The following is a 24,536-nucleotide window of genomic DNA, read 5'->3' on the forward strand; positions in this document are numbered from 1 at the left end:
AGGCCTTCACCTGTCTGCACGACAGGCCGTCACCGGTCACCTCAACTCGGGACAACGTCCCTGAACATCACATCTAGCGCCACTCGTCCGAGTGAATCCGGCGGCGATCTCCCCGATCGCCGCCGGAATCGTCGTACCCACCCGGTAGAACTGACCCCGCGATCGAACAAAGGTTCGACGGAGGGGGTAATGCGGTGTGGACGCGGTGCTGTTTGGGCTGCTGGCCGAAGGGGTACAAAAATACCTGCGAGGAGTCCTGGGGTCGACGGTTCCGGATCGGGGTCGGGAACCTTCGGGGGCTTCGGGAACTTCTTCGCGTGCGGGAGCGGAGGCGTGCCGGCTGGCCGCCGCCTGGCGAGCGCTGCTCAGGCAGCACGAGCTCGGCGCGGACGGGCGCTGTGTCACCTGCGGCCGGGGACGCCGCTGGACGACCAGAGCCCGGAGTGCCGCGCGTGTCCGCTCCGCGGGGGGCGCGGGGGGAGCCGTGCCCTGGGGCTGGCTGCCGGTCCGGCGGCCGGCGGAGCTGTGCTCGGTGTGGCAGGTCGCGGTGGCCTACTTCATCCGCCGGTTACCGGGCGGGCAGCGGTAGGCGGTTGCGGGCGCTGAGGCGCCTGTGGGCGACCTGGAGCGGATCTTCCGTGGCTGCGGACGCCGACGGGGATTCGCGGCGGCCTGGGGCGTTTCCGCTGCCGGGTGAGATCGACCTGGACGGGCTGCGTCCGAACAGCGTCTGCGCGGTCGGCTCCGGGACTTCGCCGGAACCGCTCGATGGCGTCCGGCGGCCGTGGGCGGGGAGCGAAGACTCACCCGATATGAGTGTTTGTGGTTGGCCCGGAGCGGCCAACCTTGATCTTGTGACCGGTTTCAGCGTACGAGCGGCTCAGCGGAGCGCGTGTTCTCAGCGCTCTTCGCCGGTTGCCGCTGCCCACGGTGGCCCGGCCGGAGCGGGTAGTCGCTCTACGGCCGGGTTTCCGCTGTCGTACGCGCTGGTGGTGCCTGCTCCCGCGCGGGGAGCGAACGGATCAGAGAACGATGCCGCGCGCGGCCAGCCAGGGCCGGGGGTCGATCTTCTTGGTGCCGTTCTGCCACACCTCGAAGTGCAGGTGCGGGCCGGTGCTCTGGCCGCGGTTGCCGATCTCGGCGATCTGCTGGCCGCACTTGACCTTCTGGCCCTCCTTGACGGAGAAGCTGTTCATGTGGCCGTAGACCTGGATCGTGCCGTCGTCGAGCTGGACGCGCACCCAGAGGCCGAAGCCGCTGGCGGGGCCGGCCTCGATCACGGTGCCGTCGGAGGCGGCGTAGATCGGGGTGCCGATGGCGTTGGCGATGTCGATGCCGAGGTGGCTCGTGCCCCAGCGGGCACCGAAGCCCGAGGTGAAGGTGCCGTGCGCGGGCAGGCAGGTCTTGGGGCGGGAAGCTTCTTCGGCGGCCTTCTTGGCGGCGTCGGCTTCACGCTGCTCGCGAGCCTGCGTGACAGAAGCGCTGTCAGCGAGCTTCGCGGCTTCGGCGGAGGCGTCGACGGTGTGGCCGGTGGGCAGGAGTTCCGGAGCGCCCCCGGAGCCCGCACCTCCCGCGGTCAGCGAAGCGCTGGCGTCCTGGCTGTTGGCCAGCGGCGTGATGGCGGTGTCGGAATCGGTGACTGTCTTGAGGGTCGAGCCCGCAGCAGCAGCGGCGAACGCACCAGCCGCAACAGCGGCAACCACGACACGGCCGCGAAGGGCCGAAGAGGGCGGGGCGATGCGGTGCGCACCCCGGACACGAACGACCGCACCTTCCAGTGCGTCCTTCAATGCCGGGGAAGGAGCTTGGCCGCCGGGGGAGCGGTGTGAAGCCAAGACAGGGCCTTCCATCGTCGGGGAGCCGGGTCGAGGACTGTGGGCGGGGGAACCCGGTGAGCCAACCTCGGGGGTGGTTTGCTCGCGTCCTACTTCGTGACCTGACTGTAATGGGGACCCCGGGACAGTAACGAAGGGGTACCGCTGTCGGCAAGGCGTGCCCCCGCTGTCGGCCGATCGGGTGGAACCGGCACCCCGCTCACCTGTGTAAATCACCCAAAGTTAGAGGGGGTTTACGGCGTTCGGTGTGACTTGCCTTACAGGCTTGACGGGTGGTGAAGGTCCACCGAAAGGCCCAACGGGGCCTTCAGGGGTCTCCGAAGGCCCCCTTGGGCCGCCGAAGGCCGGAATAACGAATTGCGGCGGAGGGTTGAAGCGCATCCGACGACTCGCGCCCCGCCACGGCTCCCGGGCGGCGCGAGCTTGCTAGCGTCGCGGGCAATATGCCCCCACGCGCAGAGCCCCCCACCGGAAGCACCCCCGGCCCCCGCCGAGAACCCGAGCCACCAGGTCCGGGCAAGGCGGCCCCGAGCCCACCGGCAGCCGGTCCGGGCCACCCCAAGCCGGACGCCCCGGGCACGGGCCGGAGTCAACAAGGTTCCGACGCACCGACGCGCCCGGTACCCGCCGCCGGCAGCGCGCCGAGTGCGCCCGGCGTCTCTGGTGGGTCTGCGAGCGGTTCCACCGGAGCCAGCCGGTCCGGCGAGCCGACGCGCCCTGTGCCTGCGGCCGGTGCGCCCGGAGTTTCGGCTGCATCTGTGGGCGGTTCCGCCGACCCCGGCCAGCCTGGCCAGTCCGGTAAGCCGACGCGCCCGGTGCCCGCAGCAGGAGGCATGGCCGGTGCGCCCGGAAGCTCCGGTGCGTTTGCGGCTGGTTCCGCTGGCGCTGACCGGCCTGGCCAGTCCGGTGAGCCGACGCGCCCGGTGCCTGCCGCGGGAGGCGTACCGCACCCCGACCAGCCCGGCGAGCCAACACGGCCGGTACCCGCTGCGGGGAGCACGCCCGGAGTTTCCGCCGCCCCCGCAGGCGATTCCGCCAAGCCCGCGTCCCCCGGCCGAACTGCCCGCCCGTCCGGCAACCCGCCGCAGCCAAAGCCGGCAGCCCAGCGCACCGCGCCACAATCCTCAACCAGCAACGACAGAGACCTCTGGGCCGACGACGCGGAAACCCACCCGTCCACCGCCCTGAAAACCGCCCTGATCCTGGCCGCTCTCGGCGCCGTCTCACTCGCTGCAGCCGCCGTCGTTCCCGTCTCGCCCGCCGCCGGGCCCGGGTTCATCAGCTGGCCTTGGCTCGCCCTCCTTGCCCTCGCGCCCGCCGTCGCCGCCATCTGGTTCGCCGCCGTCGGGAAACCCGGCCTCGGCGGTGGCCTCGTCCTCGGCCTGGCCGCCCTCGCTCCCGGGCGGCTGGTCCTCGACCTGCAGTTCGCCGCCAACGGTCCGCTCACCATCCGGCCCGAGCTCTACCTGCCCGACCGGTTCCTCGGCAGCTCCGCCGTCGGTGGCGGGTTCTGGTTGCTCGTCGCCGGGCACGTCTTGACCGCGGCCGCCGGGGTCGTCGCCTGGCGGGCCCTCCGGAACCACGACGAACCCGAACGACGGCGGTGGCGGCTGCTCGTCCCGCTGCTCGCCGTCGTCGCCGGGGCGGGGCTGCTCACCGCGCCCGTCCACTCCGACAACGGCTTCCTGCTCGCCCGCGCCGCCTTCGAAGGCCCCTGGCCCGCGCTCGGCGGGTACCTCCTGATCGCCGCCGCCCTGCCGCTGGCCGCCGTGCTCGCGCTCGCCGCTCCGGCCGAGCACGTCGCGCGGGGTGCTCTCGCCGGGCTGGCCGCCGCCGCCTTCGGGGTGGCCGCGCCGCCCGTTCTCGCCGGGCTCTTCCGGGATGATCTGCACGTCACCTGGGGACCCGCGCTCGCGCTCGTCGCGACGGCCATCGTCGCCGGCCTCGCGGGCACGCGGCTGACCGAACGCACCGAAAACGCCGAAACCGACCTCGCCGGCAGCGCCAAGCTCCCCGGCCTCTTCTGGTGGCGGCTCACCACCGGCCTGCTCGGTCTCGCCACCGTCGTCGCCGCGCTCGTCGGCGCCTTCGCACCGCAGGTCGCCGTCACCGCGCTGAACCCGGGCGCCACCACGCCGGTCAGCGCCGCCGCCGACAGTCCCGCGCGCTGGTTCCTCCTCGTCGCCGCGCTGGTGCTCGCCGTCCCCGCCGCCGGTGTGCTCGTGCCGAAGACCGCCGCCGTCGCGCGGCCCGTGCTCGGGGTTGCCTGGGCGGGGATCGTCCTGGCCGGCACGGCCGTCCTCAACACCGCACTGACCGCCACCCAGGCCGGCAACCTCGCCGGCTTCGGGGGCGCGGCCGCCCCCGTCTTCAGCTACGACCTCGGCGCCGGCGCCGCCTGGACGTTCGCCGCGCTCGTGCTCGCCGCCCTCGCTGCGCTCGCCGCCGTCGGCACCGGTGTCGTCGAACGCGAAGACGCCGGGGACGACACCGAGCCGGACCACCGGACGCTCACGCCCGCCGCGGCCGGGGCGATCCTGGCCGTCGCCGCGTTCGGGCTGCCCGTCTTCGCCGTTCCCGGCTACGTCGCCGCCGGCCTCTGGTCCCACCTCGACACGCCGTCGTGGGGCCTGCTGACCGCCGCCGCGGTCGTCGTCGGCGCGGCCGCGCTCGCGACGCGGTCCCGGCCGAAGCCGGCGGCCGCCCTGCTCGCCGGCGCCGCCCTGCTGACCGCGCTGCACGCCGCGGAGCTGCCGCTCGTCGGCGGCTCGCTCGGTGGGGCGAGCCCGGCCGCCGGGTTCTGGGTCGCGCTCGCCGCCACGGCCGCGTTGCTCGCCGCCGCCGGCATGTCGGCCGCCGGCAGGTCCCCAGCCGGGGAACGCCGCACGCCCGCGGAAGGCCGTGAACGCCGCGCGCCCGGAGGACGGCCGTGAACGCGGTGCGTCCGGGGAACGCGATGCGCCCTGGACGCCGCGCGCCCGGGGAACGCGATGCGCCGTGAACGCCGCGCCCGAGGAACGCCCTGAACGCCGCGCATCCGGGGAAGGCCGCGCGCCCGGGGAAGGCCGTGCACCGTGAACGCCGTGCGTCGTGACCGGCTGCGGGTGCTGCTCGTCGAGTTCACCCGTCCCGACCCGGCCGCCGTCGCGCTGGGCCGCGCTCTGCGCGACGACGGCGTGGAGGTCGTCCACGCCGGGCCCGTGGCCACCGTCGAACAGATCCTCCGCACCGCCGACCAAGAGGACCCGGACGCGGTCGGCGTGCTCGGCGCCGCCCCGCCCGGAGACCTCGAGGACGCGCTCGGGGGTGTCCCCGTCTTCACCGCCGAGACCGCCTCGGAAGTGGTGAAACGGCTCGCCGGTGGGCGGTCTCACACCGGTGAAGCACCGTCTGACCGCGTACGGTGACCGACTTCACCAGGTGCGGAGTCCCCTGCGTCTGCGCAGGTCGCTAACCTCGACTGGTCCGACAGCGCGGTCCGGTCGCGGACCACCTGCAGTGGCGTGTCGTCAGGAGACTGGAGTAGTGGACCTCTACGAGTACCAGGCGAGGGATCTCTTCGCCGCCCACGGAGTACCGGTTCTGCCGGGCTCGGTGGCTAGCACCCCCGAAGAAGCCAAGGCCGCCGCGGAGCAGATCGGTAACCAGGTCGTCGTCAAGGCGCAGGTGAAGGTCGGCGGCCGCGGCAAGGCGGGCGGCGTCAAGCTGGCCCAGACCCCGGACGAGGCGAAGGAGAAGGCGGAAGCCATCCTCGGCCTCGACATCAAGGGCCACATCACGCGTCGCGTGCTCGTGGCCGAAGCCTCGGACATCGCGTCCGAGTACTACTTCTCCTTCCTGCTGGACCGGTCCAACCGGACCTTCCTGGCGATGGCGTCCTCCGAGGGCGGCATGGAGATCGAGCAGCTCGCCGTCGAGCGCCCCGAGGCGCTCGCCAAGATCCCGGTCGACTCGATCACCGGTGTCGACAAGGCGAAGGCGCTCGAGATCCTGAAGGCCGGCAACTTCCCGGCCGACATCATCGACGAAGCCGCCGACGTCGTGGTGAAGCTCTGGGAGACCTTCGTCTCCGAGGACGCCACCCTGGTCGAGGTCAACCCGCTGGTCCGCGACCCGCAGGACAAGATCATCGCCCTCGACGGCAAGGTCACCCTCGACGAGAACGCGGACTTCCGCCAGCCGGGCCACGAGGCCCTGGTGGACAAGGACGCGGAGAACCCGCTCGAGGCGAAGGCCAAGGCCAAGAACCTCAACTACGTCAAGCTCGACGGCCAGGTCGGCATCATCGGCAACGGCGCGGGCCTCGTCATGTCCACTTTGGACGTCGTGGCGTACGCGGGCGAGAAGCACGGCGGCGTGAAGCCGGCGAACTTCCTCGACATCGGCGGCGGCGCGTCGGCCGAGGTCATGGCGGCCGGGCTGGACGTCATCCTCAACGACTCCGACGTGAAGAGCGTCTTCGTCAACGTCTTCGGCGGCATCACCGCCTGCGACGCGGTGGCGAACGGCATCGTCGAGGCCCTGAAGATCCTGGGCGACGAGGCCGCCAAGCCGCTGGTCGTCCGCCTGGACGGCAACAACGTCGTCGAGGGTCGCCAGATCCTGGCCGACGCGAACCACCCGCTGGTCACCGTGGTGGACACAATGGACAACGCGGCCGACAAGGCTGCCGAGCTCGCCGCGGCAGGTGCGTGAAGATGTCGATCTTCCTGAACGAGAACAGCAAGGTCATCGTGCAGGGGCTCACCGGCTCCGAGGGCATGAAGCACGCGACCAAGATGCTGAAGTCCGGCACGAACATCGTGGGCGGCGTCAACGCCCGCAAGGCCGGCCAGACCGTCACCGTCGAGGGCAAGGACCTCAAGGTCTTCGGCACGGTCGAAGAGGCCATCAAGGAGACCGGCGCCGACGTGTCGGTCATCTTCGTGCCGCCGAAGTTCGCGAAGGACGCGGTCGTCGAGGCGATCGACGCCGAGATCCCCCTAGCAGTCGTCATCACCGAGGGCATCCCGGTGCACGACTCGGCCTACTTCTGGGCGCACGCGGTCGCCAAGGGGAACACGACCCGGATCATCGGGCCGAACTGCCCCGGCGTGATCAGCCCGGGCAAGTCGAACGCCGGCATCATCCCGGCCGACATCTCCGGCCCGGGCCAGATCGGCCTCGTGTCGAAGTCCGGCACGCTGACCTACCAGATGATGTACGAGCTGCGGGACATCGGTTTCTCCACCGCGGTCGGCATCGGCGGTGACCCGATCATCGGCACCACGCACATCGACGCCCTCGAGGCGTTCGAGGCGGACCCCGAGACCAAGGTCATCGTGATGATCGGCGAGATCGGTGGCGACGCCGAAGAGCGCGCCGCGGCCTACATCAAGGAGAACGTGACGAAGCCGGTCGTCGGTTACGTCGCGGGCTTCACCGCGCCCGAGGGCAAGACCATGGGCCACGCGGGCGCCATCGTCTCCGGCTCCTCCGGCACGGCGGCCGCGAAGAAGGAGGCCCTCGAGGCCGCCGGCGTCAAGGTCGGCAAGACCCCGAGCGAGACCGCCGTGCTCGCGCGTGAGCTGTACAACAACCTCGGCTGAGGTTGACGACGTAACTCCTGGTGAGGCCGGGCACCCACAAGGTGCCCGGCCTTTCCTCGTTCCGGCCGGAACCGCGCGGGAGATTCACACGTCTGGTGGGCTGACGGCCGTGGAGTGCGCTAGCGTTCTGCGCACACAAGCCGCCTCGTCTTCTTCCGGGAGCCCGCGCGCCCGGAGTGCCGGTCGAACCGACAGGAGTGCATCCGATGACCTTCCCCAGCGGTGGGCCCGGCTACCCCCAGCAGGGTGGCGGCCAGCAGCCCCCCGGACCGCCGTCCAGCAGCTTCCCATCGCAGCAACAACAGCAGCCGCAGCCGCATTCGCACCAGGCGCCCTCCGGCGGGGCGGGCCTGCCGCAGAACCTGCCGCTGCTGCTCGCCCTGGTCGTCGCCGGCCTCGGCCTGGTGCAGTACTTCCTCGGCTTCTCCGACAACGGTGAAGTCGGCCTCGGCGGAACGTTCCTGCTCGGCGGTGGCCTGCTCGCCGCGCTGCACGCGCTGCCCAAGGGCCCGAAGACGCTGCCGTTCGCGGCGCTGTTCAGCGTCCTCGGCGCGCTCGAGGTCCTGGACACCCTCGTCGGGCTCCAGACTTCGCCCGGCATCGTCACCGTCATCCTGATCCTGGGGATCCTGCAGATGCTGGTCGCGGTCGGCGCGCTGCTGATCGCGCACGACGTCATCAAGCCGCCGTCGCCGAAGCCCGCCGCGCCGTCCTACGGCGGCCAGTACGGCCAGCCGGGACAGCCGGGGCAGCAGCAGTTCGGCCAGTCCGGTCAGCAGTTCGGCCAGCCGGGCCACGGGTCGGGCCCGGTCGCCCCCACCGGCGAGCCGTCGGCGCCGTTCTCGCAGCCGGGCCAGTACGGCTCGCCCAACCCGCCGTCGACCACGCCGCCGCCGGGGCAGCAGGCCACGACGTACGCCCCGCAGCAGGGCCAGTTCTTCCAGCAGCCGCCGCCGGAGAACCCGGGCACGCCGCCCGGTGGCTTCGGCAAGTCGAACTGACGCAGCCCCACTTCGAACACAGCCCCACTTCGAACACCCGCTGTGACACCCGGTGTCACAGCGGGTGTTTTGCGTCGGGGGAGACCCGACCGGGTGAGCTCCCGCGCCCGGCGGCGGCGTGGCTCACCCGGACGGAGCAGCCCGGATGCCAGGGTGCGGATCATGGACCTGCTCACCGACGACCCCCACCCGCCGGGTGAAGCGGTGGGCGAGCCCGGATCCGGCGTCGAACCCGCCCCGGTGTCCTGGCTGCGCGTGCTGCTCGCCGCCGCCCTCGGCCCGCTGGTCACCGGCTACGCCGCCGTCGCGACCGTGCTGGCCCTGGTCGCCCTCACCGCCGGCCGCACCGCCTTCTCCGACACCGGCGTGCTGCTGGCCGCCGGGCCCGGCTGGCTCGCCGCGCACCAGGTGCGCCTGGGGATCGGCGGTCACCCTCTCGGGTTCCTGCCGCTGCTGCCGACGCTGGGTGTCGTCGCGCTCGCCGCGCGGACGGCGTCCGGCGCCGCGCGCCGCCTCGGCTGCCGGACGTTCCGCGAAGCCCGGCCGGTGCTGCTCACGATCACCGGTGCGCACGCGGTGTTCGGGCTCGTCGTCGCGCTCTGCGCCCAGGGCTCGCCGGTGACGGCGAACCCGGTGGCCGCCTTCGCCGTGCCCGGGCTGCTTGCCGCCGCGGCTTCGTGCGCGGGCATCACCCGGTCGTGCGGGCTGCCGGACGCCGTCGCCGACCGCGTCGACGCGCTCGCGCTGCGCGGGCTGCGCGTCGGCGCGATGAGCCTGGCGATCCTGGTGGCCGGCGGCGCCGCCGTGTTCACCGTCGCGACCGGGCTGTCGTGGACGACGGTGTCCGGCACCTACGAACCCGGTTTCGGCACCAGTTCCGGGCTCTTCCTGCTCTCGCTGCTGTACCTGCCGAACGCCGTGACGGCCGCGCTGTCCTTCATCACCGGGCCCGGGTTCTCGATCGGGCCGCTCTCCGTCAGCGTGTTCGCCTACCGCGGCGGCGCCGTGCCCGGCGTCCCGCTGCTCGGCGGCCTGCCCGAGCACCACGCGGCCTGGTGGCCGGCGCTGCTGGTGCTGCCCGCGGCGGCCGGCGCGCTGGCCGGCTGGTCGCTGCGCAAGGCCGACGCCGATCCGGCGCAGCGCATCCGCGCGGTCGCGGTCGCCGGTGCCGTCGTCGCGCTCGGCTGCGTCGTGCTGGGCACGCTGGCCGGCGGCCGCCTCGGCGACGGCCCGTTCGACCCGGTGAGCGTCCCGGTCGGCGTCGCTTCGATCGTCGCGTTCTGCTGGATCGTCATCCCGGGGTCGTTCGTCACGTTCTTCGCGGGCGAGCACGAGCCGCCCGCTCCGCCGCCCGAAGCGCTCGAAGACAACGAGGCCTTCCAGGACGCCGACGACGTCGACGCCGAAGAAGCGGCCGAAGCCGTCGAGGAACTCGAAGCGGCTGAAGCCGCCGAGAACTCCGAAGCGTCCGAAGAGGACGAGGAGATTTCCGCCGAGGACGCGGAGTTCGAAGCCGAGGCCGACGCCGAGCTCGGGCTCGAAGAACCGGCCGAAGACGTCCCCGACGCGGCCCCCGAACCCGGTTGCGCTGTGACCGGAGGCACCGAGACCTGCGGCGACGTCGAGCCGGACGAGGGCGACCGTTAGGGTTTACGTGACCTGGTGAAGCGCCGTGCGCCCGGCTGCGCACCGCCCGCGGCAAGGAGCCCGCTCTGTCTCAACGGTTGGACCTGCCCACTCCGGTGAAGCTCGTCGTGCTCGCGTCGGGCTCCGGCACCCTCCTGCAGGCGGTGCTGGACGCCACCGGGCGGTCCGGCTTCCCGGCCAAGGTCGTCGCCGTCGGCGCCGACCGCACCGGCATCGAGGCCCTCACCCGCGCCGAGCGCCTGAGCATCCCGTCGTTCACCGTCCGCGTCGCCGACCACCCCGACCGCGCCGCCTGGGACAAGGCGCTGACCGAGGCCGTCGCGGCGTACCGGCCCGACCTGGTCGTCTCCGCGGGGTTCATGAAGATCCTCGGAGAGCAGTTCCTCGGCCGCTTCACGGTGATCAACACGCACCCGGCGCTGCTCCCGTCCTTCCCCGGGATGCACGCGGTCCGCGACGCCCTCGACGCCGGGGTCAAGGTCACCGGCTCGACCGTGCACTTCGCGGACGCCGGGGTCGACACCGGGCCGATCATCGCCCAGGAGGCGGTCGTCGTGGAGAGCGACGACGACGAAAACGTCCTGCACGAACGGATCAAGGCCGTCGAACGCAGGCTGCTGGTGGAAACGATCGAGCGACTCGGCCGCGGTGGCTCCACCGTGGACGGACGAAAGGTGACATTTCGTGAGCACTGACCTGGGACGGCGCCCGGTCCGCCGGGCGCTGATCGGCGTCTCGGACAAGGCGGGCCTCCTGGACCTCGCGACCGGCCTGCACGCGGCCGGCGTCGAGATCGTCTCCACCGGCGGCACGGCGAAGGCCATCGCCGACGCCGGGGTCCCGGTCACGCCGGTCGAGCAGGTCACCGGTTTCCCGGAGTCGCTGGACGGCCGCGTCAAGACGCTGCACCCGCACGTGCACGCCGGGCTGCTGGCCGACCAGGGCAACCCCGACCACGTCGAGCAGCTGCGCAAGCTGGACATCGCGGCGTTCGACCTGCTCGTCGTGAACCTGTACCCGTTCGCGCAGACCGTCGCGTCCGGCGCGAGCCCGGAGGACTGCGTCGAGAACATCGACATCGGCGGCCCGGCCATGGTCCGCGCGGCGGCGAAGAACCACGGCAGCGTCGCGGTCGTCGTCGACCCGGCCCGCTACGGCTGGGTGCTCGAGCGCGTCGCCGGCGGCGGCTTCGAGTTCGCGGACCGCAAGCGCCTCGCCGCCCAGGCGTACGCGCACACGGCGGCGTACGACACGGCTGTCGCCTCGTGGTTCGCCAGCGCGTACGCCCCCGACGAAGACGCTGCCGACGCCGGCTTCCCGGACTTCCTCGGCGCCACCTGGGAACGCGCCGACGTCCTGCGCTACGGCGAGAACCCGCACCAGAAGGCCGCGCTGTACAAGAGCGAGCGGCCCGGCCTGGCGCACGCCGAGCAGCTGCACGGCAAGGCCATGTCGTACAACAACTACGTCGACACCGACGCCGCGCGCCGCGCCGCGTACGACTTCGCCGAGCCCGCCGTCGCGATCATCAAGCACGCCAACCCGTGCGGTCTCGCGATCGGCGTCGACGTCGCCGAAGCGCACCGCAAGGCGCACGCGTGCGACCCGGTTTCGGCCTACGGCGGCGTCATCGCGACGAACCGGCCGGTCAGCCGCGAGGCCGCCGAGCAGATCGCCGAGGTCTTCACCGAGGTCGTGCTCGCCCCGGACTTCGACGCCGAGGCCCTGGAAATCCTGCAGCGCAAGAAGAACATCCGGCTGCTGAAGCTGCCGGCCGCCCCGGCGTCGCCGATCGAATTCCGCCCGATCTCCGGTGGCGTGCTGCTGCAGACCGCCGACGCCATCGACGCTTCCGGCGACGACCCGGCGAACTGGACGCTCGCCACCGGCGCCCCGGCCGACGAGCAGACCCTGCGCGACCTCGAATTCGCGTGGCGCTCGCTGCGCGCGGTCAAGTCGAACGCGATCCTGCTGGCCACCGGCGGCGCGACCGTCGGCGTCGGCATGGGCCAGGTCAACCGGGTCGACTCGTCGCGGCTCGCGGTGGCCCGGGCGGGTGACCGGGCCAAGGGTTCGGTCGGTGCGTCGGACGCGTTCTTCCCGTTCCCGGACGGCCTTGAGGTGCTGACCGAGGCGGGCGTGCGCGCGATCGTGCAGCCCGGCGGCTCGGTGCACGACCCCGAGGTCATCGCGGCCGCGGAAAAGGCGGGCGTCACCATGTACCTGACGGGGACGCGCCACTTCGCGCACTGACCCGCGCTTCGAGAGGGGAGGGCTCGATGCAGCAACCGCCGCCGTACGGCCAAGGTCAAGGTCAGCAGGGGCACCCGGGCTATCCGCAGCAGCCCGGGTACCCACCGCAGCAGGGTTATCCGCCACCGGCCTATCCCCAGCAGCCCGGATATCCGCCGCAGCCGGGGTACCCGCCGCCCGGCTACCCGCCCGCCGGATACGGCGCGCCGGTGCCGCCACCGAAGAAGAAGCGGACCGGGCTGATCCTCGGCATCATCGGCGGCGTCGTCGTGCTGCTCGGCGCGGGCATTCCGCTGGGCATCTTCGCGGGCGACTACTTCGCGAGCACCGGCGCGGCACCGTCGTCGCCGGTGCCCGCCGAGTGCCAGGTTCCGGCGCCGGTGCTGGAGAAGGCGGGTTTCCCGAGCTTCGTCCTGGGCGGCCAGGGCACCCAGGACCTGCCGGCCATCAAGCAGCAGGGCTGCAGCTGGAAGCCGGGGCCGGACGAGAACGTCCGCGACGCCACCATGCACGTCCAGATCACCCGGTACTCGGGGGAGAGCGCGCGCGAGCAGGCGAACGACATGTTCAAGCCGAAGGCGCCGGCGCTCCCGCCGACGGACGTGCGCGGCATCGGCGACAAGGCGGTCCTGGTCCGGCTCGCCACCGACAGCGCGTTCAGCGGGTCCGAACTGCACGTCCTGAAGGGCACGACCGTCGTGATCCTCGAGGTGTCCGGCTGGGACAAGGGATTCTTCTCGAACTCGCCGATGCCGCAGGAGGAAACCGACGCCGCCGTGCAGGCGGTCGGCGCGGAGATCGTCAAGAAGCTGCCGCGCTAGGCGGGTGCGGGCAGCGTCCTGCAGAGCGCGGCCGGGAACTTCGGCTCGGCCGCCAGGATCTCCGCGCAGCCGGCGGACCGGGCCGTCGCGAACGGCGTCCACCCCGTGTCGCTCCAGCGGAAGGCGGTGCGGGACGGCGGCTCGGACCGCTGCTGCGGGAGGTCGAGGAGCAGCCAGTCCGGCACGCACGCGCGGGTCGCGCCCGGGGTGGCGGCACCGGCGGCGGACACCGCGGCACCGATCCACGCCGGATCGCAGTGGTCGGCGGGCGGGGCACAGGTGCCCTGGCGGTCGCAGTGGCCCCAGCCCGCGCCCAGCTTGTGCCAGGCGTTGCCGGTGTCGGCGTTGAGGATGACCGTCCGGTCCGCGATCGGGCCGGTCGTCGTCAGCCGCAGTTCCGCGGGCACCTTGTCCTGGCAGCCGCCCGCCGCGGGGCGGGTCGAGTAGACGACGTCCGCGCGGATGTCGGTCTTCGCTTCCACGACCTGTTCGATCCGCGGCTCCTGGACGCAGCCGGGGTCGTTGCCGGGCAAGGCGACCTGCACGAAGAGGCTGCGGTCGTCGGAACCGGGGCGGATCCCGGTGACGTCGGCGCGGAACGAGCGCCACTGGGCGCCGATGGTCGTCGGCGCCGTGGCCGCGGCCGTGGCACCCGGAACCCCGCAGCCGGCGGCGAGGGCTCCGGCCGCCGCGATGACGGCGCAGGCGACGGCCACGATCGGCCGTCTCCGCCGTTCGGTCATCGCCACCCCCAAGTCCACCGGCGAATCTAGCCGACGCCGCAGCGTCAGGCGGCCGGACCGGGTTTTTCGCGCAGCGTGACGTCCTTCTCCAGGTAGACCGCCCCGGCGATGTGGCCGCCGGGCGCCGGCGCGTCGGTGAGCCGGTAGCCGGCCCGCTGGTACAGCGCGATGTTGCGGGTGCTGCGCGCGCCGGTGAAGAGGGCGAACCGGCGGGCCTCCGCGGGCGCCTGCGCCTCGGCGTGGGCGAGCAGCCGGCGACCCAGCCCACGCCCGGCGAGGTCCGGCGCGACCATCAGCCTGCCGAGCTCCCAGCAGTCCCCGTCCAGCCGGGCGCGCACGGCGCCGATCAGCCGGTGGTCCTGCCGCAGCACCCACACCGACCACGTTTTCGTCCAGTCGCGGACGTCTTCGAGGGTCTCGTGCAGGGCGGGGATGTCGAGGGTGTCGTTGAGGACGGCCTCCTGCACCCAGCAGCACCGCTGGAGGACCAGCAGCTCGGGGCAGTCTTCGGGGCGGGCGTCGGTGAGCTCCACGCCGCCTGTCTAGCGACCGGTGGCGGGGCGGGCAAATTCATTACGGTGGCGGGGTGAACCGATGCCCCGGTGCCCTGGCTGGGCGCGCACCTGCGACTGGTGCGCGACGTCGCGTTCACCCTGACCGGGGGCGTGGACGTCCAGGCCGCGCACCCCACTAGTGGGTGACTTGACACCTCGGGTGGTTCGCGGTTGACTGGTCTTAGTCGAACAGACGTTCGACGTGGAACCGCCGCCTTCCCCGCGGCGAACCAGTGCCGTCGGTCGCGTTTTGGGAGAGGCCCGACCGCCGGCCCTAGTCCGTGGTGGGGAGGTGCGTGCGGTGACTGCTGTGGTGGAGCCGCCGGTGGCCCGGCTGGCGGCCCTGCCCGGGGTCAGCACGGCGAGCCGGGTGGCGGCCCAGGCCGAGCGGGCCAGGACGACGGGAAGGGTGCTCCCGGTCGTCCCGGCGCTGGCCGGGCTGCTGCCCGACACCGGGCTCCGGCGCGGGAGCACGGTGGCGGTCCACGGGGGCACCTCGCTGCTGCTCGCCCTCCTCGCCGCGGCCACGACCGCGGGCTCCTGGGCGGCGGTGGCCGGCATGCCGTCCCTGGGTATCGCGGCGGCGGCCGAGTACGGGGTCGACGTCAGCCGCCTGGCCTTGGTACCGCATCCGGGGGCGGAGCTCCCGGCGGTGATCGCGGCATTGCTGGACGGCGTCGACCTGGTGGCGGTCCAGTCGGAGACGCTCCAGCCGGCGCTGGCCCGGCGGCTGTCGGCCCGGGCTCGCCACCGCGGCGCGGTGCTGTTGTCGGCCGGGGCTTGGCCCGGAGCGGACGTGGAGCTGTCGTGCCGTCGTGAGCCCTGGTCAGGCCCATCGGGTGGGTACGGCCACCTCGAGTCCCGTCGCGTGCGGGTCCGAGCCCGCGGCCGCGGCTCAGCGGCCCGCCCGCTCACGGCGGACCTCCACCTCCCGGCCACCGGCGGAGAGGTCACCCGGGCGCTCCCCACCCCCGCACTCCGCGAGGCCACCGCATGACCCCCACCCCGCACCCGCGCCCCACCTTGCACCCTCACCCACAATGCCCCGCCAATCACGCGTGTGACCTCTCCAGTCACGCGAGATGCCCGGCCAATCACACGAGTCACCTCCCCAATCACGCGAACCGACCCTCCGGATTCGCTGGCCGACCGCCTGGGTACGTGGGCCGACCACCTGGGCACGCCGGCCGACCGTCCGGGTGCGCTGGCCGACCGTCCCGGGACGCGAGCCGACCGCCTGGGTACGTGGGCCGACCACCTGGGCACGCCGGCCGACCGTCCGTGTGCGCCAGCCGACCGTCTGGGAACGCGAGCCGACCGCCTGGGTACGTAGGCCGCCCCTTCGGGTGGGCGGGCCGAACTTCGCTGCACGCGGGCGGGCCCTCCGGATGCGTGCGCCGACCGTCTGGGTACGCGGGCCGACCCTCCGAGTACGCGAGCCGACCATCCAGGCACGCGAGCCGACCACTCCATCACCCCCACCCGCGTCGGGGTGGCGGGCGGGTTCGGGAGGTCACGTGACCGTCCCGTCCCAGCGCAGCGCCCCCGACACCCCCGCCCGCATGCTCGTCCTCTGGTGTCCGGACTGGCCCGCCGTCGCCGCTGCGGCCGTTGGTGGGGTTGATGCCGCCCTGCCCGTTGCCGTCTTCAGCGCCAACCGGGTTGTCGCCTGCAACGCCGTTGCCCGGCGGAATGGTGTCCGGCGGGGGATGCGGCGGCGGGATGCCCAGTCGAACTGTCCGGAACTCGCCGTCTTCGTCGCCGATGACGGGCGGGACGCGCGGCTCTTCGAAGCCGTCGCGCGGGCCGTCGAAGGGCTCGTTGTCGGGGTCGAGGTCGTGCGGCCCGGGCTGGTCGCCGTTCCCGTCGAAGGCGCCGCCGGCTACTTCGGCGGGGAACACGCGCTCGTCGAACGGCTTCTCGACGAGGTCGCCGCCGCGGCCGGGGTCGAGTGTCAGGTCGGTGTCGCCGAGGGGCTGTTCGCCGCGACGCTCGCCGCGCGGTGCGGTGCGTTCGTCGCGCCCGGGCGGGTTGCCGAATTCCTCGCCCCTCTTCCCGTCACCGAGCTCGACCAGCCCGGTGCCGACCGCGCGGAGCTGGTCGATCTGCTGCGCCGCCTCGGGTTGAAGACGCTCGGTGCGTTCGCCGCCCTGCCGGAACGTGACGTCGCCAATCGCTTCGGTGCCGGCGGGCTGCTCGCCCACCGGCTGGCGCGCGGCCGGTCCGAACGGCCGCCGCTGCGTCGCCGACCGCCGCCCGAACTGGCGCTGGCCGAGGAGTTCGACCCCGTTGTCGAGCGGGTCGACGTCGCGGCGTTCCTCGCCAAGGGGCTCGCGACGCGGTTCTGCGTGGGCCTCGCCGGGCACGGCCTCGCCTGCACGCGGCTCGGCATCTACGCGGTCACCGAAGAAGGCGAACACCTCGGCCGGGCGTGGCGGTGCGCCGAACCGCTGACGCCCGCCGGCGTCGCCGATCGTGTGCGCTGGCAGTTCGAGGGCTGGCTGCGCGCCGCGCCCGGGCAGCGTCCGACGTCCGGCGTCGTGCGGCTGCGGCTGGAACCCGAGGAGGTCGTCGAAGGGCGGTCGCTGCAGCTCGACCTGTGGCGCAACGGCGGGTCCGACGAGGACGACGAGCGCGCCGCCCGCGCGTTCGTCCGGGTCCAGGGCCTGCTCGGGCCCGAAGGCGTGCTCACCCCGGTGCTCGACGGCGGCCGCGACCCCGCGGGCCGCGTCCGGCTGGTGCCCTGGGGCGACCCGCGCGAGCGGACGGCACCGCCGGACGCGACCTGGCCGGGGCGGCTGCCGTCCCCGTCCCCGGCGACGGTCCTCGACCGGCCGGTACCGGCGCAGGTTTTCGACGACGGCGGCCGGGCCGTCGGCATCACGGCCCGCGACCAGGTCACGGCGCCCCCGCGACGCCTCACCATCGCGGGCGGCGCGGGCCGCGAGGTCGTGGGCTGGGCGGGGCCGTGGCCCCTGACGGGCGACCGCCGCCGCCCGGGCCCGCGGAGGGCGCGGCTGCAGCTGGTGCTGGCCGGTGAGGGGGACGAGCCGCCCGAGGCGGTGCTGGTGCACTGCGCGGGCACGGAAAATCCACTGTGGACGGTCGAGGGAGTGTACGACTGAGCATGGACGAGGACTACGCACGAAAGCTGCGCAACTGGCTGCGAGCCGAACCCGGGGCCATGCCCAGCGGGACATCGGAGGAGCGCGAGTGGCTGCGCGAGATTCCCGAGCCCGCCACCGAGGAGCAGGCGGACACACCGGACAGGTGGACAGTCCGCGGACAGCTCCCGCAGACCCCCGCCGACGACGACTGGGTCTGCCCGGTGATCGTGCTCCCGGTCCCGCGCTCGTCACGGGAAAACGGCTGCCGCATGAGCGGGGTCGAGGTTCGCGTGCGGTGGGACCGCCCGGCGAACGCGGACCCGAGCTCGATGACCGACGCCGAGGCGCGCAGCCGCTTCAACCACCCCACCAACGCAGACCGCCGCGCCCAAGCCCCAGACCCGAGCCCCACGACCGAAGCCGAGGCCCGTTCCCGCTGGAACCACCCCACCAACTGGCACCGCCGCCGCCGCGCTGCCGACGACCAGCGACACGACCAGTGGCACGACGAGCCCGGGAGTCACTGAATGGGCTGGAACAACCCGCCCGTCCGCTGGAAGGACCTCGCTCGCACCCTCGCCGGCGGGGTGCCACCGGGCGATCACGGTGACAGTCCCGCCTGGGGCCGTCGCCGCGAGGGGTACCAAAGACCCGGCGACCTCCCCGCCCGGCGCAACGACGATGGCGCCGAAACCGTCCGCGTTCCCTACGCCGAACTGCACTGCCACTCCAACTTCAGTTTCCTCGACGGCGCCAGCCACCCCGAAGAACTCGTCGAAGAGGCCGCGCGCCTGGAACTCGACGCCATCGCCCTCACCGACCACGACGGCATGTACGGCGTCGTGCGCTTTGCCGAGGCCGCGCGGGAACTCGGCGTCGACACCGTCTTCGGCACCGAGCTCAGCTTCGGCCTGCGCAGCCCGCAGAACGGCGTTCCCGATCCGGAAGGCGAGCACCTCCTCCTGCTCGCCCGCGGCGACCAGGGCTACCGGGCCCTCTGCCGCGCCATCACCGCCGGGCAGATCCACCACCAGGCCCAGAAGGGCCGGCCCAGCTACGACCTCGGCGCGGTCGCCGAGGAGGTCGCCGGGCAGTGCGTGGTGCTGACGGGCTGCCGCAAAGGCGCGGTGCGCTCGGCCCTCGTCACGCACGGCCCGGCGGCCGCCGCGGAGAAGCTGAAAGAACTGATAGCCCGCTTCGGCCAAGACAACGTCTACGTCGAACTCACCGACCACCGCCAGCCCCTGGACAGCACCCACAACGACCTCCTGACGCAGCTCGCCGGCGACCTGGGCCTGCCGACCGTGGCCACCACCGCCGCCCACTACGCGCGGCCCGAACGGGCTCCGCTGGCCGATGCCCTCGCCGCGATCCGGGCCCGGCGGGGGATCGACGAACTCGAGGGCTGGCTGCCCGCCGCCGGGACGGCCTTCCTCCGCAGCGGCGCCGAAATGGACGTCCTGTTCCGGCGGTACCCCGGCGCCGTCCGGCGCAGCGCGCTGCTCGGCATGGAATGCGCGTTCCCGCTGAAGCTGATCGCCCCCGAGCTGCCACCCTTCGACGTCCCCGAGGGCCACACCGAAACGACGTACCTCCGAAAACTGACCGACGAAGGCGCGAAGGAGCGCTTCAAAGGCAAGCCGCACGAAGAAAAGGCGAAGGCACAGATCAAGCACGAGCTCGCCATCATCGAAGAGCTCGGCTTCCCCGGCTACTTCCTCATCGTCTGGGACATCGTGCGGTTCTGCCGCGAGCACGACATCCTGTGCCAGGGCCGCGGCTCGGCCGCGAACTCGGCCGTCTGCTACGCCCTCGGCATCACCAAGGTCGACTCCGTCGCCTACGAACTCCTCTTCGAGCGCTTCCTCGCCCCGGACCGGGACGGCTACCCCGACATCGACCTCGACATCGAGTCCGACCGCCGCGAGGAGGCCATCCAGTACGTCTTCCGGAAACACGGCCGCCTGCGGACCGCCCAGGTCGCGAACGTGATCACCTACCGCGCCCGGTCCGCCGTCCGCGACGCCGCCCGCGCGCTCGGCTACTCACCCGGCCAGCAGGACGCCTGGAGCAAGCAGATCGACCGCTGGGGTTCACTGCAGAACACCGAAAAGGACCACGACCACGACATCCCGGACGAGGTCCTGCAGCTCGCCTTCGCGCTCGAGGACTTCCCGCGGCACCTGGGCATCCACTCCGGCGGCATGGTCATGTGCGCCGAGCCGGTGAGCCAGGTCGTCCCGGTCGAGTGGGCGCGGATGGCCGACCGCAGCGTGATCCAGTGGGAAAAGGAGGACTGCGCCGCCGCCGGGCTGGTCAAGTTCGACCTGCTCGGCCTCGGCATGCTGTCCGCGCTGCACTACATGATCGACCTCGTCGAGGAGTACAAGGGCGAAAAGGTCGACCTCGCCGAGCTCGACCTCGCCGACGAGAAGATCTACGAGATGCTGTGCCGCGCCGACGCGATCGGCGTCTTCCAGGTGGAAAGCCGCGCCCAGCTGGCGACCCTGCCGCGGCTGCAGCCACGCGAGTTCTACGACCTCGCCGTCGAAGTCGCCCTGATCCGGCCGGGCCCGATCCAGGGTGGCTCGGTGCACCCGTACATCCGCCGCAAGCAGGGCCGCGAGGAGTGGACCTACGACCACCCGCTGCTGGAGAAGGCGCTGCACAAGACCAAGGGCGTGCCGCTGTTCCAGGAGCAGATGATGCAGATCGCGCTGGACGTCGCGAACTTCACCGCGGCGGAGGCCGACCAGCTGCGGCACGCGATGGGGTCGAAGCGGTCGGACCGGAAGATGGACCTGCTGCGGCAGCGGTTCCTCGAAGGCGCCGCCGTGAACGGGGTCGATGACGAGCTGGCGCGGAAGATCTTCCTGAAGCTCAAGGCGTTCGCCAACTTCGGCTTCCCGGAGAGTCACGCGCTGAGCTTCGCGCACCTGGTCTTTTCCAGTGCTCACTTCAAGTTCTACCACCCGGACGCGTTCCTGGCCGGCCTGCTGCGCGCGCAGCCGATGGGGTTCTACTCACCGCAGTCGCTGGTCGCCGACGCGCGGCGCCACGGCGTCACCGTGCACGGCCCGGACATCAACCGAAGCCTGCCGCACGCGACGCTGGAAGCGTTGCCGGACAAGGGAAAGCTGCACGCCGTGCGGACCGGGCTGAGCACCGTGCGCAAGATCGGGGAAGACCTCGCGAAGCGGATCGTGGCCGAGCGGGCGGAGAACGGCGAATACCGCGACATGGCCGACGTCGCCCGCCGCGTGCGGCTGACCACGCCCCAGATCGAGGCGCTGGCCACGGCCGGTGCGTTCGCCGGTTTCGGCGGCGATCGACGTCAGGCGCTGTGGACCGCGGGCGCCGTCGCCGGCGAACGCCCGGAGCGGCTGCCCGGCCTGGTCGGCGCGCAGGCGCCGGTGCTGCCGGGGATGGACGGGCTCGACGTCGCGGCGGCGGACGTCTGGGCCACCGGGGTGTCGCCGGGCAGCTACCCGACCGAGTTCATCCGCGACCGCCTCGACGAGCTCGGGGTCGTCCCGGCGAGCGGCCTGGCGGACCTCGACGACGGCGCGCGCGTGCTGATCGGCGGCGCGGTCACGCATCGGCAGCGCCCCGCGACCGCGGGCGGCGTCACCTTCCTCAACATCGAAGACGAAACGGGGATGGTCAACGTGATCTGCACACTCGGGCTCTGGCAGCGCTACCACCGCGTCGCGCGCAGCAGCCCGGCGCTGCTGATCCGCGGGGTGGTGGAGAAGGCCGACGGCGTGGTGAGCGTCCTCGCCCACCGCGTCGAGCCGCTGCCGATGCGCATCAAGGCGAAGTCGCGGGACTTCAGGTAAGGGGGCGCCGGACGATCGTGACGATTTCCGGGCTGCTGTCCGTCACCGGCGAGCGGTCCCAGTAGCCGTACTGCTCGTCGACGACCAGCCCGGCTTCCTCGACGAACCCGTTCAGCGTGGGGACATCGAGGAAGCGCAACGTGCTCTCGCTGTATTGCGGCTCCTCCCAGCTCGGGCTTTCGTACGTCGTCCTGAAGCTGACCAAGCCGTTTTCGAACGGCTCGGCGTCGTTCCACGAGCGGACATCCCCGGCTTCCCAGACGTTCGAAGGTGTCCAGCGTTCCCAGGCGCGGACGGCCGGGTTGCGCGTCTCGAAGCCGAACCGGCCGCCGGGCTTCAAGGCCCGGCGGACCGCGGAGAACGCCGTGCGGACCTCATCGTCGGTCAACAGCACCTGGAACGCGTGCCCGGTCATCACCGCGAAGTCGAACTCCGCGTCCCAGGACGCGGTCGACAAATCGCCGTGCACCCACTCGATGTCGGTGCGGCGGCGGGCTTGGACGAGCATGCCCTCGGCGGGATCGAGCCCGACGAGCCGTCCTTCGTGGCCCGACTCCCGCGCCCAGTGCAGCAGGGAACCGGTGCCGCAGCCGACGTCCAGCACCGACTCCGCGGCCAAGATCATCGGCAGGTAGAACCGGTAGTCGCCGCCGCTTTCCCGTGGGTTGAGGGCGTCGTACAGCGAGGCGAGGCCGGCGTCGGCGTAGTGCTCGTCGGGCATGGCGTCACGGTAGTGAGCGGGCAGGGAAAGATCACGCGGTTTTCGGGGCCAGGCCGAGCAGTCCGGGGCGCGCGGCCAGCTCCCGCCAGTACGCGCCGGGATCGGGCAGCAGCCGCCGCCGGTCGAGGTCCAGCAGGCCGGACAAGCTCGCCACTTCGGCGACCAGCGTGCTGTCCGGCGTGCGGAACTCCTGCGTGACGCGCGAAGTCTTGCCGGTACCCCAGTGGAACACGCAGCTGACGTCGACTTCGCCGTGGGGAAGCAGTTCGCGGTGGAACCGCACGGTCGTCTCCAGGTTCACCGGGCCGAGCCGGCGCGCGGTCAGCGCTGCCGGGTCGACGCCCGCGGCCTGTGTGCAGGCCCAGCGTGCGTGGTCGGCGTAGGCGAGGTACGCCGGACCGCGGACGTGCCCGTTGACGTCGATGTCGTCACAGCGCACCTGGATCGTGACGTGGAAGGTCATGCCCGCGATCGTGGCCCCGGTGCGCGGACGCCGTCTGGAACTTTTCGGCCACCCGCACCAGCGCCGCGGGGGATGAGCCGGACAGGCGGCGGCACTCGCGGCCGAGGTGGGACTGGTCGGCGTACCCGAGGTCGGCGGCAACGCCGGCCAGCGACGTCCGCCGCGTGGCCAGTGCGTCGAGCCGGCCGAGGAACCGCTGGAACCGCCGGACGCGGTGCAGCTGCTTCGGCCCGGCGCCGACCGCGTCCACCAGGTGTCGCCGCAACGCGCGTTCGCTGACACCGACGGCGTCAGCGACGTCCGCGGCGCGAGATGCCACGCCGAGTGCGCGGACCGCGGCGAGCACCCGCCGGTCCGGCGCCGCACTTCGCCGGCCGACGAGCTCTTCGAGAACTCCACGCTGAACCCGGGGATTCTCTGACGCAGCAAGGATTTCCTCGGTTCGCCGGGCGTCCGCACCCCAGAGATCGCTCAAGCGGGTCGCGCCCGCGGGCAGCTCCGGCATCGGCGTGCCGAGCACGGCAGCCGCGGCGCCGCACCGCAGCCGCACGCCGACCCGGGACGAGGACGCCGGGATCCACAGCCGCAGAGGAGCGCTGACGGTGACCACCAGCGTGAGCGCCGTGTCGTCCCAGACCAGGTCCGCGCAGCCGTCGGGCAGCACGCGCAAGGGGCGCGCCCAGCCGGTCTGCCCGTCCCAGCCGCAGGCGAGGACGTCCGCGAGCGCGGGTGGCGGCGCCACTGCGCGGTACACCGACCGCGCCGCCACCGGCCGCAGCGGAGTTCCCATGAAGCCAGTATGCAGCGGCCGGCAACTGTCCTATTTCGGTTCTAGGTTCGAAGCGACGAATCGAGGAGGAAACATGGTCAACCCCGTTCCCGACGGCTACACGACGGTCACCCCGTGGATCATCGGCCGCGACACCGCCGGTCTGCTCGGCTTCCTGAAGGCCGCCTTCGACGCCGAAGAACTCGGGCGGGTCGTCGGCGAGGACGGGAAGATCGGGCACGCCGAGGTGCGCATCGGCGACGCCGTGGTGATGGCGTTCGACTCGCCGGACGGCTGGGGCGCCACTCCCGCATTCCTGCGGCTTTACGTGCCGGACAGCGAAGAAACCCAGCGGCGCGCGATCGAAGCGGGCGCGACCGAGGTGACCCGCCAGACGGTCCTGTTCTTCGGCGACCGCGTCGGCCGGGTGCGTGATCCCTTCGGCAACCTCTGGTGGATCCAGACGCGCTTGGAGAACCTGGACGAAGCCGAGCTGGCGCGCCGCGCGCAGCTGCCCGAGTACGTCGCGGCGATGAACTACGTGCAGGGTGCGGTCGGCTGATCGCGGGTGTGGCACCCTGGGCCCGTGCTGGAGACGGGGGAGGACTACCGCGAAGCGGTGTTGTCCGGGCAGTGGTGGGAAAAGCGGCGGTTCACCGGGTGCGACTTCACCGGCGCGGACCTGAGCGGGCTGCGGACGCGCGGCTGCACGTTCGACGACTGCGTGTTCAGCCGGGCCGACCTGTCGCGCTCCCGGCACGACGCGTCGGCGTTCCGCTCGTGCACCTTCGACCGGACGGTGCTCGCCGAAAGCCGCTGGACGGCGTGCTCGCTGCTCGGCACGTCGTTCACCGACAGCGGGTTCGGCGGGATCGCGCTCACCGAATGCGACCTCTCCCTCGCGTCGCTGGCGAAGGCGCGGCTGCGCAAGCTCGGGCTGTCGGGCCTGCGGCTGCGGGAGGCCAACCTCATGGAAGCCGATCTCACCGGCGCCGACCTGCGCGGCAGCGATCTGACCGGCGCCCGCCTGCAGGGCGCGAAGCTCGAGGGCGCCGACCTGCGCGGGGCGCGGCTCGACGCGAACGCCCTGGTCCAGGCCGATCTGCGGGGTGCGGAGGTCGACGTCGAAACGGCGATCGCCTTCGCCGCCGCGCACGGGCTCGTCATCCGCTGAAACCACGAAGGCCCCGGCAGC

Annotated in this window: 21 protein-coding genes; 15 read left to right on the forward strand and 6 right to left on the reverse strand. The window is 72.6% G+C overall.

All coding sequences use genetic code 11. The features are described from left to right. Positions 1–1,022: 1,022 nt before the first annotated feature. On the reverse strand, positions 1,023–1,703 hold the full coding sequence (locus C2L58_RS29250; protein WP_103340898.1) for a M23 family metallopeptidase: 681 nt from the start codon (positions 1,701–1,703) through the stop codon (positions 1,023–1,025). Between the two features lie 1,055 nt (positions 1,704–2,758). Between C2L58_RS29250 and C2L58_RS29255 the strand changes: the two genes are divergently transcribed. The 9 genes from C2L58_RS29255 (at position 2,759) to C2L58_RS29295 (ending at position 13,145) form a co-directional block, all read left to right on the forward strand. Then, positions 2,759–4,768, forward strand: coding sequence for a hypothetical protein (locus C2L58_RS29255; protein WP_103340899.1), 2,010 nt, complete (start codon positions 2,759–2,761; stop codon positions 4,766–4,768). A gap of 150 nt (positions 4,769–4,918) precedes the next feature. Beyond that, positions 4,919–5,242 carry a hypothetical protein gene (locus C2L58_RS29260; protein WP_233226007.1) on the forward strand — a complete coding sequence of 108 codons (324 nt, stop codon included), beginning with the start codon at positions 4,919–4,921 and terminating at the stop codon, positions 5,240–5,242. Positions 5,243–5,360: 118 nt separating this feature from the next. Further along, a complete protein-coding gene (gene sucC, locus C2L58_RS29265) occupies positions 5,361–6,530 on the forward strand; it encodes an ADP-forming succinate--CoA ligase subunit beta (protein ID WP_103340901.1) in 1,170 nt (389 codons plus the stop codon). Positions 6,531–6,532: 2 nt separating this feature from the next. Beyond that, complete coding sequence (sucD, locus tag C2L58_RS29270; RefSeq protein ID WP_103340902.1) at positions 6,533–7,423, forward strand: succinate--CoA ligase subunit alpha; 891 nt, start codon at positions 6,533–6,535, stop codon at positions 7,421–7,423. Positions 7,424–7,629: 206 nt separating this feature from the next. After that, complete coding sequence (locus tag C2L58_RS29275) at positions 7,630–8,424, forward strand: DUF5336 domain-containing protein (protein WP_103340903.1); 795 nt, start codon at positions 7,630–7,632, stop codon at positions 8,422–8,424. A 153-nt stretch (positions 8,425–8,577) separates the two neighbouring features. Continuing rightward, on the forward strand, positions 8,578–10,071 hold the full coding sequence (locus C2L58_RS29280; protein WP_103340904.1) for a cell division protein PerM: 1,494 nt from the start codon (positions 8,578–8,580) through the stop codon (positions 10,069–10,071). Positions 10,072–10,148: 77 nt separating this feature from the next. Continuing rightward, on the forward strand, positions 10,149–10,766 hold the full coding sequence (gene purN, locus C2L58_RS29285; RefSeq protein WP_103340905.1) for a phosphoribosylglycinamide formyltransferase: 618 nt from the start codon (positions 10,149–10,151) through the stop codon (positions 10,764–10,766). Further along, entirely contained in the window at positions 10,756–12,324 is a 1,569-nt protein-coding gene (purH, locus tag C2L58_RS29290; RefSeq protein WP_103340906.1) for a bifunctional phosphoribosylaminoimidazolecarboxamide formyltransferase/IMP cyclohydrolase, read from the forward strand. Before purN ends, purH begins: the two co-directional genes overlap by 11 nt. 26 nt (positions 12,325–12,350) lie before the next feature. Then, on the forward strand, positions 12,351–13,145 hold the full coding sequence (locus C2L58_RS29295) for a hypothetical protein (RefSeq protein WP_103340907.1): 795 nt from the start codon (positions 12,351–12,353) through the stop codon (positions 13,143–13,145). Here the strand turns inward: C2L58_RS29295 and C2L58_RS29300 are convergent. Both C2L58_RS29300 and C2L58_RS29305 read right to left on the reverse strand, forming a co-directional pair. Then, positions 13,142–13,906 (reverse strand): hypothetical protein, encoded by a 765-nt coding sequence (locus C2L58_RS29300; RefSeq protein WP_233226008.1) that lies wholly within the window; start codon positions 13,904–13,906, stop codon positions 13,142–13,144. The two genes, C2L58_RS29295 and C2L58_RS29300, sit on opposite strands and share 4 nt — an antisense overlap. 26 nt (positions 13,907–13,932) lie before the next feature. After that, complete coding sequence (locus C2L58_RS29305; RefSeq protein ID WP_103340908.1) at positions 13,933–14,421, reverse strand: GNAT family N-acetyltransferase; 489 nt, start codon at positions 14,419–14,421, stop codon at positions 13,933–13,935. Between the two features lie 322 nt (positions 14,422–14,743). On the opposite strand from C2L58_RS29305, the gene C2L58_RS29310 reads away from it, so the two are divergent. The 4 genes from C2L58_RS29310 to C2L58_RS29330 all read left to right on the forward strand — a co-directional run bounded on the left by C2L58_RS29310 (position 14,744) and on the right by C2L58_RS29330 (position 21,388). Then, positions 14,744–15,439 (forward strand): hypothetical protein, encoded by a 696-nt coding sequence (locus C2L58_RS29310; RefSeq protein ID WP_103340909.1) that lies wholly within the window; start codon positions 14,744–14,746, stop codon positions 15,437–15,439. A 565-nt stretch (positions 15,440–16,004) separates the two neighbouring features. Then, entirely contained in the window at positions 16,005–17,567 is a 1,563-nt protein-coding gene (locus C2L58_RS29320; protein ID WP_199191513.1) for a DNA polymerase Y family protein, read from the forward strand. Positions 17,568–17,569: 2 nt separating this feature from the next. Then, complete coding sequence (locus C2L58_RS29325) at positions 17,570–18,076, forward strand: hypothetical protein (protein ID WP_103340910.1); 507 nt, start codon at positions 17,570–17,572, stop codon at positions 18,074–18,076. Further along, positions 18,077–21,388, forward strand: a complete 3,312-nt coding sequence (locus C2L58_RS29330; protein ID WP_103340911.1) for an error-prone DNA polymerase — start codon at positions 18,077–18,079, stop codon at positions 21,386–21,388. Here C2L58_RS29330 and C2L58_RS29335 read toward each other — a convergent pair. Genes C2L58_RS29335 through C2L58_RS29345 form a run of 3 tightly spaced genes read right to left on the reverse strand, consistent with a single transcriptional unit; the run spans position 21,381 to position 23,362 of the window. Next, entirely contained in the window at positions 21,381–22,109 is a 729-nt protein-coding gene (locus tag C2L58_RS29335; RefSeq protein ID WP_103340912.1) for a class I SAM-dependent methyltransferase, read from the reverse strand. The two genes, C2L58_RS29330 and C2L58_RS29335, sit on opposite strands and share 8 nt — an antisense overlap. A gap of 31 nt (positions 22,110–22,140) precedes the next feature. After that, positions 22,141–22,572, reverse strand: coding sequence for an acyl-CoA thioesterase (locus C2L58_RS29340; protein ID WP_103340913.1), 432 nt, complete (start codon positions 22,570–22,572; stop codon positions 22,141–22,143). After that, a complete protein-coding gene (locus C2L58_RS29345; protein ID WP_103340914.1) occupies positions 22,538–23,362 on the reverse strand; it encodes a helix-turn-helix domain-containing protein in 825 nt (274 codons plus the stop codon). Before C2L58_RS29345 ends, C2L58_RS29340 begins: the two co-directional genes overlap by 35 nt. A gap of 73 nt (positions 23,363–23,435) precedes the next feature. Between C2L58_RS29345 and C2L58_RS29350 the strand changes: the two genes are divergently transcribed. Beyond that, positions 23,436–23,903 carry a VOC family protein gene (locus tag C2L58_RS29350; RefSeq protein ID WP_103340915.1) on the forward strand — a complete coding sequence of 156 codons (468 nt, stop codon included), beginning with the start codon at positions 23,436–23,438 and terminating at the stop codon, positions 23,901–23,903. A gap of 24 nt (positions 23,904–23,927) precedes the next feature. Further along, positions 23,928–24,515 (forward strand): pentapeptide repeat-containing protein, encoded by a 588-nt coding sequence (locus C2L58_RS29355; protein ID WP_013222730.1) that lies wholly within the window; start codon positions 23,928–23,930, stop codon positions 24,513–24,515. The last annotated feature ends 21 nt before the right edge of the window (positions 24,516–24,536 follow it).

Source organism: Amycolatopsis sp. CA-126428, from assembly GCF_002904335.1.
Classification (GTDB): domain Bacteria; phylum Actinomycetota; class Actinomycetes; order Mycobacteriales; family Pseudonocardiaceae; genus Amycolatopsis.